Annotated in this window: 14 protein-coding genes and 2 tRNA genes; 8 read left to right on the top strand and 8 right to left on the bottom strand. The window is 59.2% G+C overall.

Annotation, left to right across the window (positions count from 1 at the left end; translation table 11 throughout):
- Window positions 1-25 precede the first annotated feature (25 nt).
- From ddpX to BLL36_RS27705, 3 genes are all read right to left on the bottom strand, one after another.
- Window positions 26-583: a D-alanyl-D-alanine dipeptidase gene (gene ddpX / locus BLL36_RS27715; protein ID WP_076954787.1), complete on the bottom strand. Its 558-nt coding sequence runs from the start codon at window positions 581-583 to the stop codon at window positions 26-28.
- A 43-nt stretch (window positions 584-626) separates the two neighbouring features.
- On the bottom strand, window positions 627-1,478 hold the full coding sequence (locus BLL36_RS27710) for a MurR/RpiR family transcriptional regulator (protein WP_076954786.1): 852 nt from the start codon (window positions 1,476-1,478) through the stop codon (window positions 627-629).
- 307 nt (window positions 1,479-1,785) lie between these two features.
- On the bottom strand, window positions 1,786-2,739 hold the full coding sequence (locus BLL36_RS27705) for a LysR family transcriptional regulator (protein ID WP_083735348.1): 954 nt from the start codon (window positions 2,737-2,739) through the stop codon (window positions 1,786-1,788).
- A gap of 115 nt (window positions 2,740-2,854) precedes the next feature.
- Here BLL36_RS27705 and argC point away from each other — a divergent pair, with 115 nt between their 5' ends.
- On the top strand, window positions 2,855-3,784 hold the full coding sequence (gene argC, locus BLL36_RS27700; protein WP_076954785.1) for an N-acetyl-gamma-glutamyl-phosphate reductase: 930 nt from the start codon (window positions 2,855-2,857) through the stop codon (window positions 3,782-3,784).
- A gap of 69 nt (window positions 3,785-3,853) precedes the next feature.
- On the opposite strand, the gene BLL36_RS27695 is transcribed toward argC, so the two are convergent.
- The 3 genes from BLL36_RS27695 to BLL36_RS27685 form a co-directional block, all read right to left on the bottom strand.
- Window positions 3,854-6,286: a TonB-dependent siderophore receptor gene (locus BLL36_RS27695; protein WP_076954784.1), complete on the bottom strand. Its 2,433-nt coding sequence runs from the start codon at window positions 6,284-6,286 to the stop codon at window positions 3,854-3,856.
- Window positions 6,287-6,364: 78 nt separating this feature from the next.
- Window positions 6,365-7,363, bottom strand: coding sequence for a FecR family protein (locus BLL36_RS27690; protein WP_076954783.1), 999 nt, complete (start codon window positions 7,361-7,363; stop codon window positions 6,365-6,367).
- A gap of 6 nt (window positions 7,364-7,369) precedes the next feature.
- On the bottom strand, window positions 7,370-7,888 hold the full coding sequence (locus BLL36_RS27685) for a sigma-70 family RNA polymerase sigma factor (protein ID WP_076954782.1): 519 nt from the start codon (window positions 7,886-7,888) through the stop codon (window positions 7,370-7,372).
- Between the two features lie 201 nt (window positions 7,889-8,089).
- Here BLL36_RS27685 and BLL36_RS27680 point away from each other — a divergent pair.
- Both BLL36_RS27680 and BLL36_RS27675 read left to right on the top strand, forming a co-directional pair.
- A tRNA-Val gene (locus BLL36_RS27680) sits at window positions 8,090-8,165 on the top strand.
- Between the two features lie 19 nt (window positions 8,166-8,184).
- Window positions 8,185-8,261 (top strand) — tRNA-Asp (locus BLL36_RS27675).
- Between the two features lie 164 nt (window positions 8,262-8,425).
- On the opposite strand, the gene BLL36_RS27670 is transcribed toward BLL36_RS27675, so the two are convergent.
- Together BLL36_RS27670 and BLL36_RS27665 are read right to left on the bottom strand one after the other, a co-directional pair.
- The gene (locus BLL36_RS27670; RefSeq protein WP_076954781.1) at window positions 8,426-9,388 is read right to left on the bottom strand and encodes a quinone oxidoreductase family protein; all 963 of its coding nucleotides are present in this window, start codon (window positions 9,386-9,388) and stop codon (window positions 8,426-8,428) included.
- A 112-nt stretch (window positions 9,389-9,500) separates the two neighbouring features.
- Window positions 9,501-10,250 (bottom strand): SDR family NAD(P)-dependent oxidoreductase, encoded by a 750-nt coding sequence (locus BLL36_RS27665; protein WP_076954780.1) that lies wholly within the window; start codon window positions 10,248-10,250, stop codon window positions 9,501-9,503.
- Between the two features lie 160 nt (window positions 10,251-10,410).
- Between BLL36_RS27665 and BLL36_RS27660 the strand changes: the two genes are divergently transcribed.
- From BLL36_RS27660 to BLL36_RS27640, 5 genes are all read left to right on the top strand, one after another.
- The gene (locus BLL36_RS27660; protein WP_076954779.1) at window positions 10,411-11,316 is read left to right on the top strand and encodes a LysR family transcriptional regulator; all 906 of its coding nucleotides are present in this window, start codon (window positions 10,411-10,413) and stop codon (window positions 11,314-11,316) included.
- Between the two features lie 152 nt (window positions 11,317-11,468).
- Window positions 11,469-12,320 carry an AraC family transcriptional regulator gene (locus BLL36_RS27655; RefSeq protein ID WP_076954778.1) on the top strand — a complete coding sequence of 284 codons (852 nt, stop codon included), beginning with the start codon at window positions 11,469-11,471 and terminating at the stop codon, window positions 12,318-12,320.
- A gap of 306 nt (window positions 12,321-12,626) precedes the next feature.
- Window positions 12,627-14,936, top strand: a complete 2,310-nt coding sequence (locus tag BLL36_RS27650) for a TonB-dependent siderophore receptor (protein WP_076954777.1) — start codon at window positions 12,627-12,629, stop codon at window positions 14,934-14,936.
- A 114-nt stretch (window positions 14,937-15,050) separates the two neighbouring features.
- The gene (locus tag BLL36_RS27645; protein ID WP_231998955.1) at window positions 15,051-15,470 is read left to right on the top strand and encodes a hypothetical protein; all 420 of its coding nucleotides are present in this window, start codon (window positions 15,051-15,053) and stop codon (window positions 15,468-15,470) included.
- Window positions 15,451-15,852, top strand: a complete 402-nt coding sequence (locus tag BLL36_RS27640) for a hypothetical protein (RefSeq protein ID WP_076954775.1) — start codon at window positions 15,451-15,453, stop codon at window positions 15,850-15,852. Before BLL36_RS27645 ends, BLL36_RS27640 begins: the two co-directional genes overlap by 20 nt.
- Window positions 15,853-15,962 lie beyond the last annotated feature (110 nt).

Genomic DNA, 15,962 nt, shown 5'->3' with positions numbered 1-15,962 from the left:
CCGGTCGAGTGTCACGGTTATTGGGTCAATGGGCCGGGGCAATTGACTGATCGTCGATCAGTGGATAGTGCTCCGCGTCAGGCAGTTCGTAATGCCACCACTCGCTGTCGATATAAGTGAATCCCGAGGCGAGCATGATGCCCAGCAGCATCAACCTGTTGCGTTGCACCAGCGGTGGAAGATCAGCATAAAACTGGTGCGACTTTTCTCGCATATCGTCAAACCCCGTGCCCATATCCAATGCCTGGCCGTTCGCGTCGATCAACGTCAGATCGACCGCCACGCCGCGACTATGGTGCGAGCCCAGGGCCGGGTCGCGGACGTATTCAGCATTGGGCAGGGCGGCCCACAACAGGTATTGAGCGTACGGCGGCCGGTAGGCGTCGAGAATGCGCAGGCTCAAGCCGGCCTGATGGGCCAGTTGGCAGGCCTTGCGCAGACAGGCTTCCGCATCGGGGTGTAACAGGCAGCGCGAGTCCTGATAAATCTGCTTGCCCGCCAGGTTATCGGCACCGGCATAGATCAGATCGATCTCGATTCTCAACGCCTGGGCATCGATTTCGATGAGGGGGGTGTTATTCACTTCACGGCTCCAACGCAGGCGTTAAATGCGGCACGGCTATGCCTTAATCAAATTGACCAAACAGTTTCTGCAACTCGCGGTTTTTGGCCAGGCGTTCATCGAGCTGGTCACCCAGTTTTTCGGCCACGGCGGAAACGATGAGGTTGAGCAGGCAGGAAAGCGGCGCCAGCGAGTCCCAGAACTGCCCCACGTCCGAGTCCAGTTGAAGCAGGTCATGGGGATAATCACGCGCCCAGGGGCATTGAAAATCGGTAATGAATGCCAGCGGCAGTTTTTGCTGATGGGCCACATCGCAGAAGGTCCGGGCCACGGCCGAGTACATTCGGAAATCGGCAATGACCGCGTAGGGATTGTCGAACTGAGAGTTCAGTGACTCGGCGTAGGTGCCTGACAAACCGTCCACGTAATAGACCTTGGGCCGGATGTATTCCAAGTGGCTGAAGAAGGCATTCAGAATGCCGCGGGTCGACTGAATGCCGACAATGAACACAGCATCTGCGGTGCACAGCTTGTCTACGATCCGAGAGAACGTCGTGCCACGCGCCAGCGCATAAACCCGCTGGATGGCCTCGACTTCTCGCTTCATCGAACGTTCGAGGGGATCGCCATGAATCTTCTCTTCGCGAAAAGCCCCGAGCCTGTCAGTGATGACCCAGGCACTGTCATCGTCGTCACGCAGGCTTTTCTTCACATCATCGATGTTGCGGTAACCCAATGAGCGCAAGAAACGCCCGACCGATATGCCCGTGGTTTCGGTCTGCTGGGCAATGCTGTCGGCGGTCTCGAAGGGCAGCTTTTGCGGGTTGGCCAGCAGGTAGCCGGCAATCCGTTTACCGGTCGGCGTAAGGTCGGCAAACCGCTTGTCCAGCATTTCCAGGAAACCGGTTTTGTCCATGGGAATCCGCAGCAGAATACGTTGATGAATGTTATTAAACGATCATTTTTGCTCGTTGTGTTATCAACATAACATGTCAAAAGAATGATGGCATAGTGTTTTTTTACGGCTCTAATCGTTCTGTTTCAACGTGCCTCATGGCAGTGCCTGGGCGGGGGGAATGTGCAGGCACGGTGCAAAAAACCTGGTGTTAACTAAGTAAGCGCGGCTAGGCGCGACCGTACTTCCAAAGCTGTAGTGAGCGGGCTTGCCCCGCGCCGGGTGGCGAAGCCGCCCCAATCGGACCGCCGTGGTGTGTCAGGTAAAATTAGGGCGACTGGTTTTGGGGCGGCTTCGCCGCCCGGCGCGGGGCAAGCCCGCTCACTCCAAGGGATATGGGTCCGTGCTTAAGCCCCCACAAAACATCCAGCACATGTTGCGTAGGCCGTTCGACGTCGCCACTGCGGTGGGCGATCCCCAGTTGACGCCAGAGCGAGGGCTGCAATGGCCGCATGACAATTCTGTCGTCGGGCAATGGCGTGCACGCTTCGTGCGGCAACAACGTCGCGCCATATCCTGCCGCCACCAGGCTTTTGATCGCATCGTTGTAGTTCAGTTGAATGCGCGGCACGGGCTGCGGTCCCTCACTGGCGAACCATTGCGCCGTCAGTTGCGATAGCCGCGTGGTGTTGTCATTCAGGATCAAGCGCTGAGCGGCCAGCCATCCCGGTGTCACGCTATCCGGGCATTCCCAGCGAGCGGGCAGGAAGGCCATGACCGGGTCGCGCCGCCATGGCTCTATTCGCAAGTGTTTCACCGGCGTCTGCGGCAGCGCGACCAGGCCGATCTCCAATGAGCCCTCGGCCAGCTTGCTCAATGTTTCCTGCGAGGTCAGCACCGTGACCTGCACATCGATAGCGGGACGGCTCTGGCCCAATGTTTCCAGCGCTTGCGGCAGCAGCTGTGCGATGACGCCGGTGGATGCGCCCAGCCTTACGCGCCCGGCCAGACCCTGCACCTGACGCTCCACGTCTTCGAGCGCTTGCTCGGCATCCGCCAACAGGCGCCGTGCGCGCTCCACCAGTGTTTCGCCAATCGCCGAAGGTTGAATGCGCCCACGCGTACGCGACAACAGCTTGCCGCCCACCCGCGCCTCCAGCTCGGCAATATGCAAACTGACCGTGGGCGGCGCCAGGTGCAATGCACGCGCCGCCTCGGCAAACGAACCCAGGTCGGCAATGGCAACCAATGTGCGCAGACGGTCCAGGCTGATTTCGCGCATGGCGTCTCCTTTGTTCAGAAAACCTGAATGTGATCGTTGGTAAATGCAACTTTTCCTATCTTAGCCCTTCACGGAGGATGGGCACCCCTTTGATTCCGACCTCCGAGCGCATCCAATGGCAAGTCCTCTTGTATTTATCGATGGCGACCAGGGCACCACCGGGTTGCAAATCCATCAACGCCTGCGCGAGCGCAGCGATCTGCAGCTTATTGCGCTCAGCCCCGAACATCGCAAGGACCCGCAACGTCGCGCCGAAATGATCAATGCCTGCGATATCGCGATTCTCTGCCTGCCCGACCAAGCCGCGAGCGACGCCGTAGCCAGCGTCGAAAACCCCGCGGTGCGGTTGATCGATGCAAGTTCGGCGCATCGCACCCATCCAGACTGGACCTATGGTTTCGCGCAGATGAGCGTGGAGCAGGCCAAACGAATCGCCGGCGCGCGGCGGGTCAGCAACCCCGGTTGTTATCCCACCGGAGCGATCGGCCTGCTGCGGCCCTTGTTGGAGGCCGGGTTGCTGCCCAGGGATTACCCGATGAGCATTCATGCGGTGTCGGGCTATTCCGGACAAGGGCGGGTTGGCGTGCAAGCCCATGAGGGTGAGTCCGCCTCCCAGGCGCCTGCGTTTCAGGTGTATGGCCTGGGGCTGGCGCACAAGCATGTGCCGGAGATCCAGCAGCACAGTGGCTTGACCGAGCGGCCACTGTTTGTGCCGGCATATGGGGCGTTCCGGCAAGGGATCGTGCTCACCATACCGTTGCAGCTTCGGTTGCTGGCGCCCGGCATCGATGCCGGACGGTTGCACGCATGCCTGCTGCAGCACTACGCCGAGATGGAGCATGTGCAAGTAATGTCGATGCACGAGGCCAGGCAATTGACCAGCCTGGATCCGCAGGCGCTTAACGGGACTGACAGCATGCGTTTGGTGGTGTGTGAAAATGCCGAGGCGGGGCAGGTGTTGTTGGCGGCCGTGTTTGACAACCTTGGGAAGGGCGCCGCGGGAGCGGCCGTGCAGAACCTGGATTTGATGCTTGCGCGAACATGACGTCGGCTGACCACCGGTGCAACGCCGCCGATCACTTGTGATGATCGGCGGCGTTGTCCATTCGGGCTTCTAGAAATTCCAGCGAGTAGTGACCATGAAGTTGCGCGGCTCACCGTAAGCGGCGGAGTTATAAAAGCCGATGTTGGTGTAGTAGTGCTTGTCGAACAGGTTGTTGACGTTCAGCGTCGCCGACAGGTTTTTAGTCACCTGATACTTGGTCATCAGGTCCACCAGCCAATAAGCGTCCTGGGAAAATTCTTCGTACTGCTGGTGCGGAGTGTTGTAGATGTCCTGCCAGCCCACGCTCTGCCAGCGCACGCCGCCGCCGACGGTCAGCTTGTCCAGGTTGCCCTTGAGTTTATAGGTCGTGAACAGCTTGACCTGATCTTCAGGCTCGAAGGTGGAGATCTTCACGTCCTTGTCGTCGCGTACGACCTTGTGGGTATAGCCGGCCTGGAGTTGCCAGCCGGGGGCAATTTCGCCGGACATCTCCAGCTCATAACCTTTGGTGACGGCCTTGCTGCTCTTGTAGGCGTAGTTGTTCGGGGTTGGCTTCTGGTTGTTGTACTCGTCATCCGAGAGGGCGCGGTTGGACTCGTGGATTTCAAAGTAGGCCGCGCTGGCGTTCACGCGACCGTCGAGGAAGTCGGCTTTCAGCCCCAGCTCCCAGTTCTGGCCTTCATCCGGCTCAAGCAGTTTATTGTCGCGATCGCGGTTGTAGTTCTCCTGCGGCATGAAGATATCGGTGTAGCTGGCGTAGACCGCGTACGTGTCATTCAAGTCGTACACGGCGCCGATGTACGGCACGAATCGTCCGGACTCGCGATAATTGGGGTTATAGCCCGTGACCTGGTAGTTGACCACGCGCCCGCCCAATAGCAGCTTGAGATCGTCGGCGAGATTCAGGCGGGTGGTCACATAGGCGCCGGTCTGGCGCACGGTGTCATCGGTCAGCGATTGCGCGCGGCCCCAATCGGGGATTGCGGCGTGGCCGTGCCAGTTGTTGAAGTCGACGATATTGGGGGCGAGGTTCCAGTAGCCTTTGCCTTTCCACTCCGAGGCGCTGATGGAACCGCCCAGCACCAACTCGTGTTCGCGGCCGCCCAGGTTGAACGGGCCGCTCACATACAGGTCGGCGGAGTCACTGACAGTTTCGCCGGTGTACTTGCCCGAGGTGAGCTGCGCGGTGCCGTCCGGCTGTGGCTGGTCGCCCTGGATCGAGCCCATCAGGGCGTGGTAGCCGTTGATCTTGTGATCCAGTTGCAGCTTGGTCACCCAGCCATTACCCAGGTCGTGTTCGAGCATCGCGAATACGGTACGGGTGTATTGCTCCCAACTGCTCCAATCGGCAGCGTTATTGAACGAGCGCTTGACGCTGTTGCGGTCGCCGTTGGAATTGATCAGCGGGAAACTGCCCGACCATGAAGAGCCTTTGGGCAGGGTGTCCTGGTAATCGCCGCCGACGGTGAGCAGCGTATCGGGGGACAGGTCGAACTCCATGATGCCGTAGTACGTCGGGCTCTGGCGCGAGTAGTGGTCCATGAACGAATGCTTGTCCTGGTAGGCCGCTACGGCCCTGCCACGCACGTTGCCGCTTTCGGTCATCGGGCCGCTGACATCCAGCTCGCTGCGGTAGTTGTCCCAGGAACCGGCGCCTAGGGTTGCGTGCCCCTGGAAGTCGGCGGTAGGTTTCTTGCGCACCAGGTTGATCGTCGCACCCAGTGAGCCGGCACCGGTGAGCAAGCCGGTGGCACCCTTGAGCACTTCGACACGGTCGTAGATCGCCATGTCGCTCAGGGTATTGCCCGCCGAATAGGCAACGTTGCGCGACGTGGAGGGGATACCGTCGTACTGGAAGTTGTTGATGGAAAAGCCGCGGGCGTAGTAGTTGGTGCGCTCGGTGTCGAAGGCCGAAACGGTGATGCCCGGGGCGTGGCGCATCACGTCGTCGACGTTGTTCAGGCCGAAGTCATCCATGTGCTGGCGGGTGACCACGCTCACCGACTGCGGGGTTTGCTTGGGCGTCAACACCAGGCGCGTGGACGTGGCGATCGTGCCGGGCGTGTAGGAACCAGTGTCTTCGGTGACGTTGCCCAATTGGTTGGCGGTGACGGCGGTCGGGCTCAGTTCCATGGTGCCGTTGCCCGCAATGGGGACGGGCTGCAGTGCATAAACCTGGTCGCCTTTTACCGCACGGTAGCCGCTGCCTTGCAGCAGCCTGTCGAAACCGTCCTGCAGCGCGTAATGACCTTTCAGGCCTGGGCTGTCGAGGCCTTGCAGTTCGCGGGACTGGAACACGATCGCCACACCCGCCTGCTGCGCAAAGCGGTTGAGCGAACTGCCCAGTGGCCCGGCCGGGATGTCGTACGTCTGGGCGGCGACGCTGACGGTATCCGCCCAGGCCAGGCTGACGTTCAGGCTGGTGGCGGTGAATATGGCCAGGGACAGTGGCGCGCTTTTAAGTAGGCGAAAGCGTCCGCGCGGGTAGGAAGGGGTGTGCATGGTGAAGGCAGTCCTTTACGTGTCGAATTACCTTCCTTGACGGGCAGCCTCGAAAAAACCGGAAGCAAATGCGAATAATTATTTATTGGGCGTTGTTTTATTGGAGGGGGTTTCAGGACTCACCACGATTAACCAGGGGGTAAAGGTCTGTACTTGGATCGGCAATGTTTGCGCCAGTAGTTGCAAGGCATGCTCGCTATTATCGAGCGGAATCACGGCAGACACGCGCAGGCCTTGCAGGGCGCGGCGATCAAATTGCACGCGGCCGGCGCGATGCCGGGCAATTTCATCCAGCACCTCGGGCAAAGGCCGGTTTTCCACCACCAACTGGTGGCGGCGCCAGGCTTGATCGATGCTCGAAGGGTCAATAGTGCCGGCCAGGCGCACGTCGTTTGCGCGCATCATGGCCTGCGAGCCGGCGTCGACTTCCAGGGTCTGCTGGCCGTCGGCGCTTTGCGCAGCCACGCGCGACTCCAGCATGCTCAGCACAGTGACATCCCCCTCGCGCTTGACCACGAAGCGCGTGCCCAGCGCACGCAGCGTGCCTTGAGGTGTTTGCACGACAAACGGCCGCGTGCGGTCGTGAGCGACCTCCACCCGAATTTCACCTTGCAACAGTTCAATGCGGCGCTGTTTGTCATCGAAGTACAGATTTGCCGAACTGATGCCGTTAAAGGCCAACACAGAGCCATCCGCCAGGTGCAAGGTTTGCCATTGGCCAGGGCCGTTGCGCACATCGGCCATCCACTGCTGGGGATAAGGGCTGACCAGCAGGGCCGCCGCCGGGATCGCCAGGCTGCACGCCAATGCCAGCGCGCGAACAACGTTTTTGCGGCGACGCTTGTCGGGCTGGGTGAATGCTGCGCTCAACGCCGCCCGCGCCGGTGCTTTCTTGCCGCGCAGGGCCTGCATGCGGAAAATGACGGCTTCCATCCGTGCGGCCGCCGCGGCGTGATGCGGGCCTTGTTGTTTCCAGCTCTCAAACGCCAGGCGCTGGGCCTCGTTCAATTCGCCCTCGTGCAGGCGCAGCAACCATTCGGCGGCTTGCTCTTCGATTTGATGAGGGGTGTGCGACATGCTTGATCAAGTGTCCATACTGTGGCCGCAATGCACGAGCGCCTGGATCAGGTATTTGCGCACGGTGCGTTCCGACAGCTTGAGCCGCCGGGCGATTTGCTGCTGGGTCATTTCTTCAAGGTAATACAGCACGAACGCTTGGCGTGAGTATTCGTGCAAGCCTTCCAGGATAAACGCGATCTGTTCGAGGGCTTCGAGGGTAGCGTGGATCTGTTCCGGGGATTGGAACCCTTCGAGCGCGTCCACGGTGAGCGCCAGCTCCTGCAGGTAAGCCTGTTCAATCTGCCTGCGCCGCGCCTGATCAATGAGCAGGCGCCTGGCCGTGGTGCTCAAGTACGCCCGGGGTTCGCGGATACCGGCAACGGCTTCGCGCGCGTTCAGGATGCGTGCGAATGTATCCTGTGCCAGGTCCGCTGCGTTCTGTCGGCAGCCCAGCTTGCGCCGCAGCCAGGTGAGCAGCCACCCATGATGCTCGCTGTAGAGCTGGGCAATTTCCCTTTGGAATGGCGGTTCACCCACAGACATAAGCGTGGCTCAGGCGTTATTGAGAATAATTTCTAATTGTGCGGCCAAGCGCGGGTTAAACGCAATAGACTCGCATTTGCACGAGCCAAACCCGGTTTTCCAGGGGCTGTGTCGGGATCGAGAAAATATTTGAAATAAACTGCATTTAAATCAAGACATTGCGGATTATTGCTGTATGATGCGGCCCACACCGAAAGTGAAGGGTGATTAGCTCAGCTGGGAGAGCATCTGCCTTACAAGCAGAGGGTCGGCGGTTCGATCCCGTCATCACCCACCATTCGCTTGATGTGTTACGCGCAGCGGTAGTTCAGTCGGTTAGAATACCGGCCTGTCACGCCGGGGGTCGCGGGTTCGAGTCCCGTCCGCTGCGCCATATTCGGTTACCTGGAACGCTGAACGCCAGGTACCACAGGAAGCCCGCTCATTGAGCGGGCTTTTTTTCGTCTGCAAACAGCGTGTTCATCATGAACACCCTGGTGTGCCGCAGAGGCGCCAGCGCAAGAAGCCGGGATTGCCATGAACGGCGGTTGCCCAGCCTCAGGGAATCAGCAAAATCGAGCCGATATGCTTGCGCGACGCGATGGCTTGATGGGCCAGCGAGGCGTCTTCCAGTCGATAACGGGAGAGTTCCACGGAGCCCAGCGCGCCCTCGCGGAAACGCTCGAACAACTCCGATGCCGCCATGTCCTGATTGTTTGCATTGACATACTGCGGCGTTGAAGGCTGAACATATCGAATGCCGTGAGCCGCCAGCAAGGCAGTGTCTGCCGTGACCCCGCCCGAAGCGTTGCCAACGTGAATGAGATCGCCACCGTCGCGCAGCACGTTGATCGAAGCATCCAGCGTGTCCCGACCGACCAGGTCGTACACCACGTCGACGCCAAAACCGCCGTTTTTGGCTTTGATTCGTTTAGCCAGATCGGGCTCGTCCGCATGCAACACGTGATCGAGCCCCCAGCTCTGGACGATGGCAGCCTTGCTCGCTGAACCCACTGTCGCGATGACGGTGGCGCCCAGCGATTTCACCCAACGCACAAGCAAGCTCCCGACGCCGCCGGATGCGCCATGCACCACGACGGTTTCTCCGGCCTGAACCCCATGAACCTGCCTGACCAACGCCCAAGCCGTCAGCCCTTTCGACAGCAGCCCGGCAGCCTGCTCAGTGGAGATGTCGTCAGGCAGTTTGATCAGTGCGCTGGCGTCGATCACCCGACGATCCGCGTAGGCGCCGAACGCGAAGAAGTAGGCGACGCGATCACCCACCTTCAGGTGCTTCACGCCATCGCCGATGGCCTCGACAATGCCCGCCGCCTCGACGCCCATGCCGAATGGCAGCGCAACCTTGAACGTGCCATCCCTGAACATCGTATCGACGAAATTGACCCCGATTGCTTCGTGGCGTATCAGCACCTGCCCATGGGAAGGTGGCTCCAGTTCGAACGTTTCGTGATTCAGAACGTCGGGTGTTCCTTGCTGGTAAATCCGGATGCGTTGATTCATGACGGCCTCGTAATTGGAAATTTTAAAAGCCTAAAATCGACCTTTCGAAGGTAAGCAGTGCCACGCGGAGGGATATCGGCACTGCCAATCGGATCGATGCGCTTGGGGTCTGTCAGGCGCTCTGGCCGCCATCGACGTTGAGGGTGGCGCCCGTGATGTAGGAAGCCTCGGGGCCTGCAAGGAAGGACACGGCAGCGGCGATGTCCTGCGGCTGACCGTAACGTCCCAGCGCAGTCTGGCCTGCAAGGAATGGCGCGTGATCGGCGGTCTCAGGGTTCATCTCGGTATTGATCGCCCCCGGCTGGATGACATTCACGGTAATGTTGCGAGGCCCCAGGTCGCGGGCCCAGCCGCGGCTGTAAGCCGCCACTGCGGCTTTGGTCGCCACATAGTCGGCAGCACCCGGGAACGGCACGTGGTCGGCTCCGGTCGTGCCCACGGAAATAATGCGTCCGCCGTCACTCATCAAGCCGACCGCCGCCCGTACAGCGGTCACCACACCGCCGACGTTTACCGCTTGCTGGCGGTCGAACGCTGCGATGTCGGCATCAGGGTCAGCGACGTGGCCCGTGACAAACACGCCAGCGCTGTTGATCAGAATGTCCAGGCGACCGAAGTGTTGATGAACCCGTTTGACCAGTGCAGTCACTTGCGCGGTATCGCCTTGATCGGCCTGGACGGCCAGCGCCTGCACTCCGTGACGCTCGATGTCGGCAACCACCGCTTGCGCCTGTTCAAGCGATTTTGCATAGCTGAACGCGACATGAGCGCCGTCGGCGGCCAAACGTTTTGCGATGGCGGCGCCAATGCCACGAGAACCACCCGTTACCAGTGCTACCTTGCCTTGCAGTTGCTGAGCCATGTGTGTGATCTCCACTTGGAGCCAGCCGGAATGGATGGCTTCGTTTCGGTGAGATCAATTTAAGAGATAGCGGATGCGGGATAAACCAGCTAAAAAAGACACCACTGTTCCTCTATGCGGGATAATTGCCGCAGCCCCCATTTGATGGATGTGTCATAACGTGGACTATTTCAGCGCAGTCAAAGCGTTTATTCAGGTTGTAGAAGCGGGCAGCTTCGTCAAGGCGGCGCAGACGATGAACCTGCCACGCAACACCGTCACCCGGCACATCCAGACGCTGGAAAATCACCTGCGGGTAAAGCTGCTGAACCGCACCACGCGACGTATTTCGCTCACCAATGATGGAATTGCTTATTACGAGCGCATGGTGCGGGTGGTCGATCAATGGCTGGAAGCCGAGTCGGATTTGGCCAGCGCCCAGGCGCGTCCCCACGGCCGCTTGCGCGTAGACATGGGCTCTACCATGGCGACGATGCTGGTGTTACCTGCGCTGCCGGCATTCCAGAAGCGCTACCCCGAACTGCAACTGGATATTGGGGTGAGTGACAGGCCCGTCGATCTATTGGGCGACCGAGTGGATTGCGTGATTCGCGGCGGTACGTTGAACGATCCATCGTTGATCGCGAGGCGCCTGGGCAGCCTCAAGTTTGTCACGTGCGCCACGCCGCAGTACCTCGCTGCCCATGGCACGCCGCTGCAGCCCAGCGATCTGGATGTTGGCCACCAGATGGTGCGCTACTTTTTTGCGGGGACTAATCAGCGCCTGCCGGTGGAGTTTGTCAGAGGCAATGAGCGCATCACGGTCGATGCGCCTTACTTCGTCTCGGTAAACGACTCCAATGCGCTGCTCGCGGCTGCGCTGGCCGGTATGGGGGTCTTGCAAACGCTGCAGTTCATGGCCGAACCCCACTTCCAGTCCGGCGCGTTGGTTCAACTGCTGGAGGACTGGTCGCTGGAGCCGAATCCGATCTACATCGTCTATTCACCCAACCGCCATTTGAGTACCCGCGTGAGGGTATTCGTCGAATGGCTTGTTGAGCTGTTTGAGGCGAAGGGATTGCGCTGAGGGCTTCGTATACGACGCGTTCAGGTTTAACGGCCTACGCCTATTTGAGGCCCCGATCGTAAGGAGCGGCTAGACGCCATTGAGCAAGTTGATCATAGTATTCTTCGATTAGGCCAAAGCCTCTTCTCTCATCCCAGGCTCTACAAAACAACATGTCTAGCATTGCGATTATCGATTTGATTGTGCCTTGGGACGTCGATAGCATCTCGCGACCTGTTATGGCCTTGAGTGCCACATGGGGAACAAAGGACTGGGAAAATGCGAGGCATCGGCACCGCAAAGCGCAGTTGATCTACTCCGTACGCGGAATACTCAACTGTGAAATTGACGACGGTGTCTGGATCGTGCCGCCGCAGTGCGCCATATGGATACCGGGAGACTTGCCGCACGCGGCGCGAGGGGCGGGCGAAACGGAATGCTATTGCCTGTTCGTCGAGCCAGACGCCGCCCCTGACCTTCCGAAAACCTGTTGCACGATTTCGGTATCGCCCTTGCTACGCGAGTTGCTACTGAAGGCGGCCGGTTTTCCTGAGTTATACGCGCAGGGGGGAAGGGAAGACCGGTTGATTGCTGCATTGCTCGATGAGCTGGTGGCGGCACCGGTGGAAGACTTGCATCTGCCCATGCCACGCGATCCCCGACTGCGCCGCCTCGTGGAAATGATGCTGGCCGCCCCCTCGGACAAAACCTCGAAGGCCGATTGGGCTACTCGAATTGGCCTGAGCGAGCGGAGCATGAGCCGTCTTTTGCTGCATGAAATTGGAATGAGCTTCGGGCGCTGGCGTCGGCAACTGCATGTGATCCTTGCGCTGCAACGTTTGACCAAGGGTGAAAGCGTGCAAACGGTGGCATTGGAGCTGGGATACGAAAACGCCAGCGGTTTCGTAACCATGTTCCGCAAGGCAGTGGGCAAGCCTCCGGCACGATACCTCTCGGATCGCATCAGCGGCTCAGAGCTTGCTTCAGTGCCACGCATCATGCTCACCAATGAAATCCCACCCTGACGCATCAGGCTGATCTTGACTCTGGGTCATCGACCGTCCTCCAACGCCTGTTGTCGTTCCTTGCGGAGTCGCTGATATTTCGCAACCTCGTGCTAATGGTGAAGATTGAATGCTCTCGAGAGCAGAGCCCTCCTCGGATGCCTGCGACTGCAGGTGTTCAAGCAACACCAAGCCTTCAACGAAACTATCAGTGCGCCAATACGACGTCACTTTGGCCTGACTGAATAACAATCTGGCCTGGTTTCGCCATCACTCCCTCTGTGTGTGTTGTTAAATGAAACATCTGAATACAAATGAGTATTGTTGATGTTCATCATCGCAACTGCTGGGAAGTCCTGTTGGCCAATTGATTTGCGTGCAGACCCCGCTGGTTATCCTCATCTGGATGGGTCATACAAGGGTGTAGTCAGGAACGCGCCCCGCGCCGTGCTGGGCTCGGCAGTTGCGGCGGCAATTCTTATTAGCGCACAGGGCGCATTCGCCGCCGAGCCAGGGCAGATTCAAACCAAGGTCGGTGGAAAGCCTCAAGAAGAGATAGCCTTGCCGGCCATCACCGTAACGGGCCCTATGGATACGGCGACCACCGAAGGTACTGGTTCCTACACCACAGGCCAGACGTCGGTGGCGACGCGCCTGCCGCTGTCGCTGCGGGAAACACCGCAGTCGGTGACGGTGATCACCCGCCAGCGCATGGACGACCAGCAATTGAATTCGGTGCAGGACGTGCTGGACAACACCACGGGCGTGTCGTCGTACCAATCCGACAGCGACCGGACGAGTTTCTACTCTCGTGGTTTCTTGATCAACAACGTTCAGTACGACGGCATACCTACCGTCGTCGGCGGCATCGTCAACGGGAGCGGCATCAGCTCCCTCGATACCGCGTTCTATGATCGAGTCGAGGTAGTGCGTGGCGCCTCTGGTTTGCTGACCGGCACCGGCAATCCCTCGGCCGCCATCAACCTGGTGCGCAAACGACCGACCCGCGAATTCTCGGCATCCGCCTCGCTCGGCGCGGGTAGCTGGGATACCCACCGAGAAATGGCCGACGTATCGACTCCGTTGACCGAAGACGGCCGCATCCGCGCCCGTATAGTCGGGACGTCCCAGGAGGGAAACTCGTACATTGATGGCTATAAACCGCAGAGACAGGCGTTCTACGGCATTATCGCGGCAGATCTGACACCCGATACGACGGTGAGTCTGGGCTATGACTACCAAGACATCACGCCGAAGGGCTCGACCTGGGGAGGCATGCCGCTATGGTTCAGCGACGGCACGCAGGCGGAGTATTCACGCGCCAAGAACTACGCGCAGAAGTGGAGCCATTGGGACAACACCCTTAAGACGGCGTTTGCCGAGATCGAGCACCGCTTCGACAACGGCTGGAACCTCCGGGCCGTCGCTAACCAATACCGCACGGAATACGATGCCGAACTACTCGGTCTGATCGGTCGTCCTGACCGTGTCACGGGACTGGGGTCCTTTCCCAACGGGGCTTATCCGGTAGCACTGGCGTTCGGAGGTCGCAGCCGGCAGAACACTGTCGACGTGATGGCGAGCGGCCCCTTCGAACTGCTGGGCCGCCAGCACGACCTGGTGGTGGGGGCCACGAGCTCGCGCCGCAAGGCCGGCCAGGATGCGGCTCCGTTCTCTCTAGGCTTTGCGCCGGTCAATGTCTATGAATTGAGCCCAGCCTATCCTCGCCCTGACTTCGATGCCATGGCGTCGATACCGACCCGCACCCAAATCAAGCAGAGCGGCGTCTATAGCGCGGCCCGTTTTTCGCTAGCTGAGCCTCTGAAACTTATTGTTGGGGGGCGCTTCACCAACTACGAAATCGACGACGACGCCGGCGGCTCATCGTTGCACTACAAAAAGAGCAGTGAATTCACCCCATACGCCGGCTTGATTTACGACATCGACAAGACCTATTCGGCCTACGTGAGCTACACGGGCATATTCAATCCGCAAACCGACTATCGCGACAGCAAGGGCAACGTGCTCACGCCGTCAAAGGGAAAAACCAAGGAAATCGGCCTCAAAGGCGCTTACATGGACGGGCGTCTGAATGCGTCGGTGGCCTTGTTCCATACCGAGCTGGACAACGCGGCACAGATAGTCGCGGGAACCTATACGCCAGCGGGTGCCCAGGCCTATACAGGTTCTGATGGGACGAAGTCGCGCGGGATCGAGCTGGACTTGCAAGGCGAGCTGGCGCGTGGCTGGAACATCTACACAGGTATCGCCCATTTCACGGCGCAAGATGGTGATGGCGTCCGCTTGAATTCGCAAATACCGCGTACCACGGTTCAGCTATTCACCACCTACCAGTTGCCGGGAGAGTGGAAAAAATTGACGCTGGGCGGAGGCGTCAAATGGCAAAGCCGCTTCTACGAGGCGGCCAACACTGGCATTAGTACGTTAGGCGGAGAACAGGATTCTTATGCCCTGGTATCACTGTTGGGGCGCTACGCAATCACGAAGGAGATCACCGCGGCAGTCAACGTCAACAATGTGCTCGACAAGAAGTATGCGTTGCAGAAGGGCGATTTTGACACCGTAGGGTATGGCGCACCACGTAACTTGATGGTGACGCTGGACTATAGGTATTGATTTCCCGCAGGCGAGTGCCTCACCCGTTGGAAATCCGCAGACATACAACAACCATTGATTATCGAGGCCCCCATGCCCCTTCAGCCTTCCCTGAGTACCGCCCAAGACTCGACTATGAACAACCCGCACAAAGTAGCCCTGCTCTGGTTGACGACAGCCACTGGAGCCGTACTTTTTGTAGCCCTACAGGTATTCTCCTACGTGAACGACTTTGTGAGAGCGCACGGAGCGACGCCTGCAATTACGTTTGAGCCCGAACAGCTGTGGATTGCTTCGGCTTTCTATGGTTGTTGGATCGTCACGGTGCTCGTCGCACTGATCGGAAGCCGTAAGGGCCAGTGGGTTGCCCTGGTCCTCGGCAGCCTGCTTGTCATGCTGAATACCCTCGGGGGGATCGTCGACGGGTTGCGCGACGGTTGGCACATTGCCTTTTCGGCGGTGTTCTTCATTACGTTGCCCGGCGTGTTCGCCATTGCGGCCGCGTGTCATCACATCAAAAGCAAAGGAAACCGCCATGTTGATGAACAGTTCTGACTTCCCTTTAGTCTGGATGAACTTCGCGCAAGAACCCGGACATGATCATCAGAATGACTTCGACGAATTCGAGGCTAATTTGCAGCGCGAGGAGTCCTTCGTACTCTTGACCGATACCACTAATGCCGAAGACCATGAGCACTCGCCGGAAGAAAAGAAACGCACTGCGCTCTGGATGAAGAAGCACAAGGTTGAATTGCGAAAGTGGGTTCTGGCGATGATCATGATCGAACCCAACTCGGTAAAACGTCTTGGGTTCAAGGCATATGCGGTCGTGTTTGCCAAGTTCTGGGGCTACCCTCTGCTTCTTGCTGGTTCACATGAGCAGGCAATGGAGATGGCAAGAGAACTGCTCGCAAAGGATGGAGAGTCATCTCACTGATGGCCCATGCCGCCATCCGGCCTTCCATGAAACTCTGCCGCCGCGCATTGTCGCGGCGAGCTGCTGCCCCCTTGCTTGATCCCGTCTTCCACCACACCAGCGAGACCCCA

It is taken from the genome of Pseudomonas cedrina subsp. cedrina (assembly GCF_001983175.1).
GTDB lineage: Bacteria > Pseudomonadota > Gammaproteobacteria > Pseudomonadales > Pseudomonadaceae > Aquipseudomonas > Aquipseudomonas cedrina.
Note: the sequence above shows the minus strand (reverse complement) of the source record. Positions and strands in the feature narration are given on the sequence as shown.